Genomic DNA, 8,230 nt, shown 5'->3' with positions numbered 1-8,230 from the left:
CTGCGCGACCGGGTCGACCTGTTCCGCGACGGCGGCGAGACGATCCAGCTCGGCCGGCACCGGTTCGCGGTCAACACGCAGGCGATCGAGCTGGCGCTGGTGCCGCACGACGGCGCGCTCGCGGTCGCGGTCACCGGCACCGACTTCCGCGCGCCGGTCGACGACCCCGCGTTCGAGAGCACGCGCCGGTTCTGGGACCAGCCACTGGTCTCCGAGTCGCCCGAGGTTAGCCGCGCCGAGTTCCTGGCCACCTCGATCCTGGCCACGGCCGACCTCGACGCGCTGCACGCGGCCGCCGCCGGTGGCACGCTGGCCGACCTGGTGCGCCGGGCGGCCGAGGAGCGCATCGACGAGGGCTACGAGCGCGGCATCCACGACGCCGACGCCACCGCGATCCTCGACGCGCTGCTCCGCCTGCACGCCGCCGCCGGGCTGCTCCGCTATCCCCCGGCGGCGCGGGCAGCCGCGCAACTCTTCTGGGCGTTCGGCGCGGCGGGCGACCACAAGGCTTCCTGGCAGCGGCGGGCGGCCTCGCTGGCCCGCGCCCGCGCCGTCTTCGGCGGCTCCCCCGCGATCGACGAGCTGGAAGCCGAGCTGGGCGCCGCGATCACCGCCTACGGGCTGGTGGACCACCCGCTGGCCGGCGAGTACCTCTTCGAGGAGCTGGCCGCGGGCACCGGCGGTTTCGTCACCAGCGCCGGCGCCCGGCACCTGGTGGCCGGCTTCCGCAAGCGGCTCGGCCGGCCGAAGGCCCGCGAGTTCGACGAGGACCTGCGCGCGCTCGGCACCGACCTGGCCGCCCGTCACCAGCTTGCCGAGGCCTGGTTGGCCGCCTATGCCGGCGCCGACGCCGACGACCTGGCCGAGGCGGTCGCGCTCGAGCTGTGCGGCGCCGAGTTGCCCCGCCACGACTCGGCGGCGGCGCTGTCCGCGACGGTCGACGGCCTGCTGGGCACCCATCCCCGGATCGCCGGGCGGCGGCTGACGTTGCGGTTGGACGAGGCGCTGGCCCGTACCCGCGAGTTCCGGGACCACCGCGTACCCGCCTACCGCGACTACCAGCGGCAACGCGCGGCGGTCGCGGCAAGGGCCGCGCAGCGGCTGCGGCTCGACGAGCACAAGCCCCGGGTGATGGCCGGCTTCGTCCGCAACCGGCTGCTCGACGAGGTCTACCTGCCGCTGATCGCCGACAACCTCGCGCGGCAGGTCGGCGCGACGGGTGACGGCAAGCGGGTCGACCAGTCGGGCCTGTTGCTGCTGATCTCCCCGCCGGGCTACGGCAAGACGACGCTGATGGAATACGTCGCGAGCCGGCTCGGGCTGGTGTTCGTCAAGGTCAACGGGCCCGCGCTGGGCACCGGCGTCACGTCGGTCGACCCGGCGTCGGCGCCCAACGCCACCGCCCGCCAGGAGGTCGAGAAGATCTCCTTCGCGCTGGAGATGGGCAGCAACGTGCTGCTCTACCTCGACGACATCCAGCACACCTCGCCGGAGCTCCTGCAGAAGTTCATCTCGCTGTGCGACGCGCAGCGCCGGATGGAAGGCGTCTGGGACAGCCGGACCCGGACGTACGACCTGCGCGGCAAGCGGTTCGCGGTGTGCATGGCCGGCAACCCCTACACGGAGTCGGGCAAGCGGTTCCGGGTGCCGGACATGCTGGCCAACCGGGCCGACGTGTGGAACCTGGGCGACGTGCTGTCGGGCCGCGAGGAGCTGTTCGCGCTGAGCTATGTCGAGAACGCGCTGACCGCCAACCCGGTGCTCGCGCCACTGTCCACACGCGAGCGTGGCGACATCGAGCTGCTGGTGCGGATGGCCCGCGGCGACACGGGCGTGCTGCCGGACCAGCTCGCCCACCCGTACCCGCCGGTCGAGCTCAACCAGATCCGCTCCGTGCTGGTCAAGCTGCTGCGGGTGCGGGACGTGGTGCTCGCGGTCAACCGCGCCTACATCGCCTCCGCGGGCCAGGACGACGCCGCCCGCACCGAGCCGCCGTTCCTGCTGCAGGGTTCCTACCGCAACATGAACAAGCTCGCCGAGCGGATCCTGCCGGTGATGAACGACGAGGAGCTCGAGGCGGTCCTCGACGACCACTACGTCGGCGAGGCCCAGACTTTGGCGGCCGCCGCGGAGGCCAACCTGCTCAAGCTGGCCGCGCTGCGCGGCCGGCTGACGCCGGACCAGGCGTCGCGGTGGGCCGAGGTCAAGGCCGCCTATCTGCGCCAGAAGGCCCTCGGCGGCGCGTCCGACGATCCGATGACCCGGGCCGTCGGCGCGGTGGGGCTGGTCGCCGACCGGATCGCCGCGATCGAAGCGGCGTTGCGCGACCGGCCTTAGCGCCAGACCTGCTCCGCGACCCGGCGGAAGTTGCCGCCCAGGATGCCGTCGATGGCCTGCGCCGGGTAGCCGCGGTCGATCAGGGCCTGCTCGACCCGGAGCAGGTCCTCCGGCGGCATGATCTTGATCGGGCCCCATCGCCGGTACATCTCCGGGAACAGGTCCGGGTTCTCGGCCATCTCCCGGTTGAGGTCGTCGAGGTCGAACGAGTAGTCGGACGAGATGCCGACGTGCTCGGGCCCGACGAGCTCCACCGCGTAGTCGATGTGCCGCACCATCGCCTCGACGCTCGCGTCGTTGGGCCCGAGGAAGACGCCGACTCCGGTGATGCCGACGACTCCCCCGGTCTGCGCGCAGGCGCGGGCCTGGTCGTCGGTGATGTTGCGCTCGTGCTCCCAGAGCGCCCGCATGCAGGAGTGGCTGTAGACCATCGGCCGCTGCGTGACCTCGGCCAGGTCGAGGCCGGTGCGGATGCTGCAGTGCGACCCGTCGACCACCATGCCGACCGCGTTCATCTCGCGCACCAGATCCCGCCCGTACGCGGTGAGTCCCTCGTCGACGGCGTCGGTGCACCCGGACCCGGCCGCGTTGCGCACGTTGTAGGTCGGCAGCATCGTGCGTACGCCCAGGTCGTAGAACTCCTTGACGCGCTCGAGCCGGCCGCCCAGCGGCGTGGAGCACTCCAGGTCGAACGCCACGCCGACCTGGCCGGCCCGCGTCGCGGCGTCGATGTCGGCGACCCCGTCGACCAGGCTCAGCCGCGCGTCGGCCGTCACCCCGCGCCGCCACGTGTGCAGCAACTCGAAGACGAGTTCCGTGGGGTGCGGGGTGAAGCCGACGTTGACCGACACGTACGCGCCGCCGGGGCGGGCGTAGCGGGCCAGCTCACCGACGTCGGCCGTCGGCTCGAGCGGCAGGCAGCAGTGCTGTTCCCAGAGGAGCCGGTGATCCATCACCGCATCATGCCCTACCCGGCTGAGCGGAATCGACGCATCGCCAGCGGTGCGAAGATCGCCGTGAGGGCCGCGCAACCGAGCAGCGACCAGCCGAGGCTCGCGCCTGGTGCCTCGCCGGCCATCAGCGCCCGGACCACGCTGACCAGTTGGCTGACGGGGTTGACGCCGACGAACGCCCGCAGCCAGCCCGGCAGGCGGGCCGGCGTGGTGAAGATGTTGCTGAAGAACGAGAGTGGGTAGAGCACCGCCTGGGTCAGCGCGAGCACCGCACCCGGCGTTGGGCCAGCCCCAGCGCGACCACCACCACGGAGGCCGCCACGTATCGCACAAGGTCGCCGATGAGCGCGCCCACGAGCACGGCGCCCGGGCGGATCGAGAGGGTCCGGAACCGGTCGTACACCCCGGTCGCGATGTCGACGCTGAGCGCGGCGCCGGTGGTGCCGGTGGTCCGGATCGCCGGCGGGTTCGGCCGAGCCCAGCGCGCGGGCCAGCACCGCCAGCGCTTCGGCGCGGTCGGCCGGGTCGTGCAGCCGCACCCGCAGCGTGCCGCCTCCGACGGTGGCCTTCAGCTGGCTGTTGGTGCCTTCGGCGACGAGCCGCCCGTGGTCGATGACCGCGATCCGGTCGGCCAACTGGTCGGCCTCGTCCAGGTACTGCGTGGTGAGCAGGACCGTGGCGCCCTCGTCGACCAGGGCGCGGACCAGGCTCCACACCTCGCCGCGGCTGCGCGGGTCGAGCCCGGTCGTCGGCTCGTCGAGGAAGAGCAGGTCGGGCGGCACGACCAGGCCCGCTGCCAGGTCGAGGCGGCGACGCTGTCCGCCGGAGTAGGTGCGCACCAGGCGGTCGGCCGCCCCGGCCAGGTCGAACCGGTCGAGCAGGTCGGCGGCCCGGGCGGCGGTGGCGGCCCGGGAGAGCGCGTGCAGCCGGCCCAGCAGCGTGAGGTTCTCGCGGCCGGTGAGCGTCTCGTCGACCGACGCGTACTGGCCGGTGAGGCTGATCCGCTCGCGGACCGCGGTCGCCTCGGCGATCACGTCGTGCCCGAACACCCGGGCCCGGCCCGCGTCGGGCCGCAGCAGCGTGGCCAGTGCACCTCCTTAGAGTCGAACTCTAGTGTTGCACTACAGTTACGCTCATCGTCAAGGTGTGCGCGCCGAAAAGCCGGGAACAACGAAGGAGTCCGCACGGGATGGAGGCATGTCATGCAGGCCGAAGTTGGTGACCGGCTGGTCGTCGAGGGCATCCACGTCGGCGATGCCCGGCGGACCGGCGAGATCGTCGAGGTGCGCCACTCCGACGGCAGCCCGCCGTACCTGGTCCGCTGGCCGGACGGCACCGAAGGGCTGGTGTTCCCGGGCACCGAGGCGCACGTCGAACAGAAACGGTGATCAGGCGATGACGGCCGGCCGTGGCGCGTCGTCGGCGGTCGGCGCGTCCCGGTCGAGCCGGCGCCAGGTGCGCCGGAAGAGCAGCGGCAGCAGGGTCACCACGAGGTAGACGGACGCCGAGAGCAGCAGGCCCGGCGTACGCCCGAGCGCGTCCACGGCCAGGCCACCGAGCAGGCCGCCCAGGGGGATGCCGGCCCAGGCCAGCGACCCCGTGAAGCCGAACACCCGGGCGTGCAACTCGGCCGGCACCCGCTCGAACATCGCGCTGCTGATGATCGGGTTGATCGACGCCGACATCGCGCCGCACCAGACGCAGATGCCGAGCAGCAGCGGCAGGCTGGTGGTCAGGGCCAGGCCGAACAGCAGCGGCGAGCCGGTGAGCAGCAGGGACACCGCGAACGTCCGGTAGCGCGGCAGGCGCGGGCCCAACCAGGCGAAGAGCAACGAACCCAGGACCGCACCCAGCCCGTACGCGCCGGCGATCGTGCCGAGCACGGCGGGATCACCGACGACCTGGGCGATCCAGGTCGGGACGTACACCGCCATGGTCGCCTGGTCGATCAGGTTGGTGAACAGCAGGACCGCGGAGATGGCCAGCAGCAACCGGTCGGTGCGGACGTACCGCAGCCCGACCCGCAGCGAGTCGAGGTAGCCGCCTTCCGGCTGCTGGCGTGGACCGGCCGGCACCGCGGCGGCGATCAGCACCGCGGCGAACGCGGCGGCGACCGCGTCGAGCAGCAGCACGTCGACCGCGCCGAGCCAGGCGATCAGCAGGCCCGCGGCCGGCGTGCCCAGCAGGAACGAGAGTCGCTCGACGCCCGCGTAGAGCGAGGTCACGCGCTCCAGCGGCGCCCCGCTGGCGGCCACGAGATCCGGCACCATCAGCCGTTTCGCCGCGTCGGTGAGGCTCTGCACGGCGCCGAGCGCGGCGACGATCGCGAGCAGTGCGGGGAACGGCAGCCCGGCGAGGTGGCTGGTCGCCGGCGCCACGACCAGGACGGCCGCGCTGGCGAACCCGCCCCAGACCGCGCAGCGCTTGCGCCCGAGGCGGTCGATCCAGGGTGCACCGGCGATCTTCACCAGCACGTAGCAACCGGTCTGCGCGAACGCGACCAGGCCCACCTTGGTCGGCGAGCCGGTGGTGGTCAGCACCAGCCACGGCAACGCCAGCATCGTCATCTTGTTGCCCGCGAGCGAGACGCCCTCGGCCGCGAGGAACGCCACCAGCGGACCCCGGCGTACCCGTGCGTCCCCCATGGCTCGTGAGCCAACTACAGCAACATCGACTTACGCAATAGTTGACACTGACTATTAGGAGCTGGATAGTTGGGGTTGACTACAGGAGGTGCGGTCATGGCGACGGCGCGGCGGAAGGTCGGCAACCTGCTGGCCCTGGCGGTGCTCTCCTACCTGACGGTGGGCCCGAAGCACCCCTACGAGCTGTCCAAGCTGCTGCGCGAGCACCACGACGACCGCAGCTTCCGGTTCAACCACGGCTCGCTCTACATGGTGATCGCGCAGTTGGCCAAGGCCGGCTTCGTGGCGTCGCGGGAGACGACCCGGTCCGGGCAGCGCCCGGAGCGCACGGTTTACGCGATCACCGACGCCGGCCGGGCCGAGTTGCGCGACTGGTTGCGCGACCTGCTGGGCGAGCCCGACTACGAATACCCGCACTTCGTCGCGGCGCTGTCGCTGATCGCGGCGCTCCCGCCCGACGAGGCGGTGGCGCTGCTCCGGCAGCGGCTGGTGCGGCTGCGCGCCGTGCGGGCGGAGACGCGGGCGCTCGTCGACAGCGCGGCCGGGGTGCACCCGCTCTTCCTCGTCGAGGAGGAATACCGCATCGCCCTGCTCGACGCCGAGATCGCGTTCGTCGAACGGTTCATCGGTCAGATCACCGATCCGGAGGCGGGCTGGGGTCCGCAGTGGGCGGCGCTCCACGCCGGCTCCGGGCAGAAGGGGGACGAGTCATGATCCGCACGGCAATCGTCGTCGGCGGCGGCATCGCCGGTCCGGCGACCGCCATGGCGCTGCGCAAGGCCGGCATCGACGCCACGGTCTACGAGGCGGCCAGCACGCCACGCGGCGGCGCCTTCCTGACCCTGGCGCCCAACGGCGTCGACGCGCTGCGGGTGCTCGACGCCGACGGCGCCGCGCTGGCCGCCGCCTTCCCGACGCCGGGCATCACGCTGCGCAGCACCACCGGCAAGGTGCTCGGCACGACCAGCACCGGCGGGCCGCGCAGCTTCACGCTCCGCCGCGCCGCCCTCTATCGCGCGCTGCACGACGAGGCGGTCGCCCGCGACATCCCGGTGGTGACCGGCAAGCGCTTCGTCGGCCTGACCGAGACCGCATCGGGCGTACGGGCGTCGTTCGCCGACGGCAGCACCGCCTCGGCCGATGTGCTGATCGGGGCCGACGGCATCCACTCCGCCGTCCGGCAGGCGATGGACCCGGCCGCGCCGCCGCCCGTCTACGCCGGGCTGGTCGGCAACGGCGGCTTCGCGGGACCGGTCGCCGAGGTCTCCGCGCCGGCGGGTCACTACGAGATGATCTTCGGCCGGCGGGCGTTCTTCGGCTATCTGGTGGCGCCCGGCGACGAGGTGTGGTGGTTCGCCAACGTGCCGCACCGGGCGGCGCCCGCACGGGGTGAGTTGGCCGGCGTCGACTGGGTGCCGCGGTTGCGCGAACTCTTCGCCGGCGACGCGGGTCCGGCGCTCGCGGTGCTGGACGCGACCACGGAACTGGTGCCCATGGATGCCATCTCGTCCGTACGCGGCCTGCGTTCCTGGCACTCCCGCCGGGTCGTGCTGGTCGGCGACGCCGCGCACGCGCCGACACCGACGTCGGGCCAGGGCGCCTCACTGTCCATCGAGGACGGGCTGGTGCTGGCGAAGTGCCTGCGCGACCACGCCGAGCCGGCGGACGCCTTCGCCCGCTACGAGGCCGGCCGGCGGCCGCGGGTCGAGGCCATCATCAAGGCCGCGGCCCGCAACAACAGCAGCAAGGCGGCGGGCCCGGTGGGCCGGGTGGTCCGCGACGCGGTGCTGCCGGCGATCCTGCGGATGACCGCCGGCGGGGCGGCCCAACGCAAGGTGTTCGACTACCACGTCGACTGGGCTTCGGCTGCCTAGCTGTCGCCGTCGATCGCGGCGAGCAGGTCGTTGCAGGCCTGTTCGCAGCTGCGGCAGGCCTCGGCGCAGATGGCGCAGTGCTCGTGCATCTCGGCGTGCAGCGCGCACTCCGCGGCACAGGCCGCGCAGGCGGCGGCGCAGGCCACCAGCATCGCCCGGCTGGTCGTCAGGTCGTGGCCCGTGTTCCGGGAGAGCACCCGGGTGGTGGTCGCGCACACGTCGGCGCAGTCGAGGTTGGTGCGGACGCACTTCGTCAGCGCGGCCACGTCGGGCTCGCTGAGACAGGCGTCGGCGCAGGTCGTGCAGGCCTCGGCGCAGTCGTCGATGATGTCGATGGTCGCGGCGAGTTGCACGCGGTCCAGCGCGATCGGCTGCGGGTAGGTCTCCAGCATCGGCAGGGTGGTGGTGGTCATGATCGCCT

Annotated in this window: 7 protein-coding genes and 1 pseudogene; 4 read left to right on the top strand and 4 right to left on the bottom strand. The window is 72.8% G+C overall.

Annotated features, from left to right (window positions below):
* A partial coding sequence (locus tag Asi02nite_RS35305; RefSeq protein WP_203718383.1) for an AAA family ATPase occupies positions 1–2,337 on the top strand: 2,337 nt, incomplete at its 5' end.
* Here Asi02nite_RS35305 and Asi02nite_RS35300 read toward each other — a convergent pair.
* Both Asi02nite_RS35300 and Asi02nite_RS42035 read right to left on the bottom strand, forming a co-directional pair.
* A complete protein-coding gene (locus tag Asi02nite_RS35300) occupies positions 2,334–3,290 on the bottom strand; it encodes a dipeptidase (RefSeq protein ID WP_203718382.1) in 957 nt (318 codons plus the stop codon). The two genes, Asi02nite_RS35305 and Asi02nite_RS35300, sit on opposite strands and share 4 nt — an antisense overlap.
* Positions 3,291–3,742: 452 nt before the next feature.
* A pseudogene (locus tag Asi02nite_RS42035) lies at positions 3,743–4,378 on the bottom strand (ATP-binding cassette domain-containing protein); the annotation flags it as partial.
* A 114-nt stretch (positions 4,379–4,492) separates the two neighbouring features.
* Between Asi02nite_RS42035 and Asi02nite_RS35290 the strand changes: the two are divergent.
* Complete coding sequence (locus tag Asi02nite_RS35290) at positions 4,493–4,678, top strand: DUF1918 domain-containing protein (protein ID WP_203718381.1); 186 nt, start codon at positions 4,493–4,495, stop codon at positions 4,676–4,678.
* On the opposite strand, the gene Asi02nite_RS35285 is transcribed toward Asi02nite_RS35290, so the two are convergent.
* The gene (locus Asi02nite_RS35285) at positions 4,679–5,935 is read right to left on the bottom strand and encodes an MFS transporter (protein WP_203718380.1); all 1,257 of its coding nucleotides are present in this window, start codon (positions 5,933–5,935) and stop codon (positions 4,679–4,681) included. It abuts the gene before it with no gap.
* Positions 5,936–6,031: 96 nt separating this feature from the next.
* Between Asi02nite_RS35285 and Asi02nite_RS35280 the strand changes: the two genes are divergently transcribed.
* Together Asi02nite_RS35280 and Asi02nite_RS35275 are read left to right on the top strand one after the other, a co-directional pair.
* Positions 6,032–6,649, top strand: coding sequence for a PadR family transcriptional regulator (locus Asi02nite_RS35280; protein ID WP_203718379.1), 618 nt, complete (start codon positions 6,032–6,034; stop codon positions 6,647–6,649).
* The gene (locus Asi02nite_RS35275) at positions 6,646–7,809 is read left to right on the top strand and encodes an FAD-dependent monooxygenase (RefSeq protein WP_203718378.1); all 1,164 of its coding nucleotides are present in this window, start codon (positions 6,646–6,648) and stop codon (positions 7,807–7,809) included. The genes Asi02nite_RS35280 and Asi02nite_RS35275 overlap by 4 nt, the downstream gene beginning before the upstream one ends.
* Here Asi02nite_RS35275 and Asi02nite_RS35270 read toward each other — a convergent pair.
* Positions 7,806–8,222: a four-helix bundle copper-binding protein gene (locus Asi02nite_RS35270; protein WP_203718377.1), complete on the bottom strand. Its 417-nt coding sequence runs from the start codon at positions 8,220–8,222 to the stop codon at positions 7,806–7,808. The two genes, Asi02nite_RS35275 and Asi02nite_RS35270, sit on opposite strands and share 4 nt — an antisense overlap.
* Positions 8,223–8,230: the final 8 nt, after the last annotated feature.

The sequence above is a fragment of the Asanoa siamensis genome (genome assembly GCF_016862555.1).
GTDB lineage: Bacteria > Actinomycetota > Actinomycetes > Mycobacteriales > Micromonosporaceae > Asanoa > Asanoa siamensis.
Note: the sequence above shows the minus strand (reverse complement) of the source record. Positions and strands in the feature narration are given on the sequence as shown.

Bases quoted from the DNA above. Each gene is read 5' to 3' on its own strand.
- Asi02nite_RS35285 (WP_203718380.1), bottom strand. From the start codon at position 5,935: ATGGGGGACGCACGGGTACGCCGGGGTCCGCTGGTGGCGTTCCTCGCG.
- Asi02nite_RS35280 (WP_203718379.1), top strand. From the start codon at position 6,032: ATGGCGACGGCGCGGCGGAAGGTCGGCAACCTGCTGGCCCTGGCGGTG.
- Asi02nite_RS35270 (WP_203718377.1), bottom strand. From the start codon at position 8,222: ATGACCACCACCACCCTGCCGATGCTGGAGACCTACCCGCAGCCGATC.
- Asi02nite_RS35300 (WP_203718382.1), bottom strand. From the start codon at position 3,290: ATGGATCACCGGCTCCTCTGGGAACAGCACTGCTGCCTGCCGCTCGAG.
- Asi02nite_RS35290 (WP_203718381.1), top strand. From the start codon at position 4,493: ATGCAGGCCGAAGTTGGTGACCGGCTGGTCGTCGAGGGCATCCACGTC.
- Asi02nite_RS35275 (WP_203718378.1), top strand. From the start codon at position 6,646: ATGATCCGCACGGCAATCGTCGTCGGCGGCGGCATCGCCGGTCCGGCG.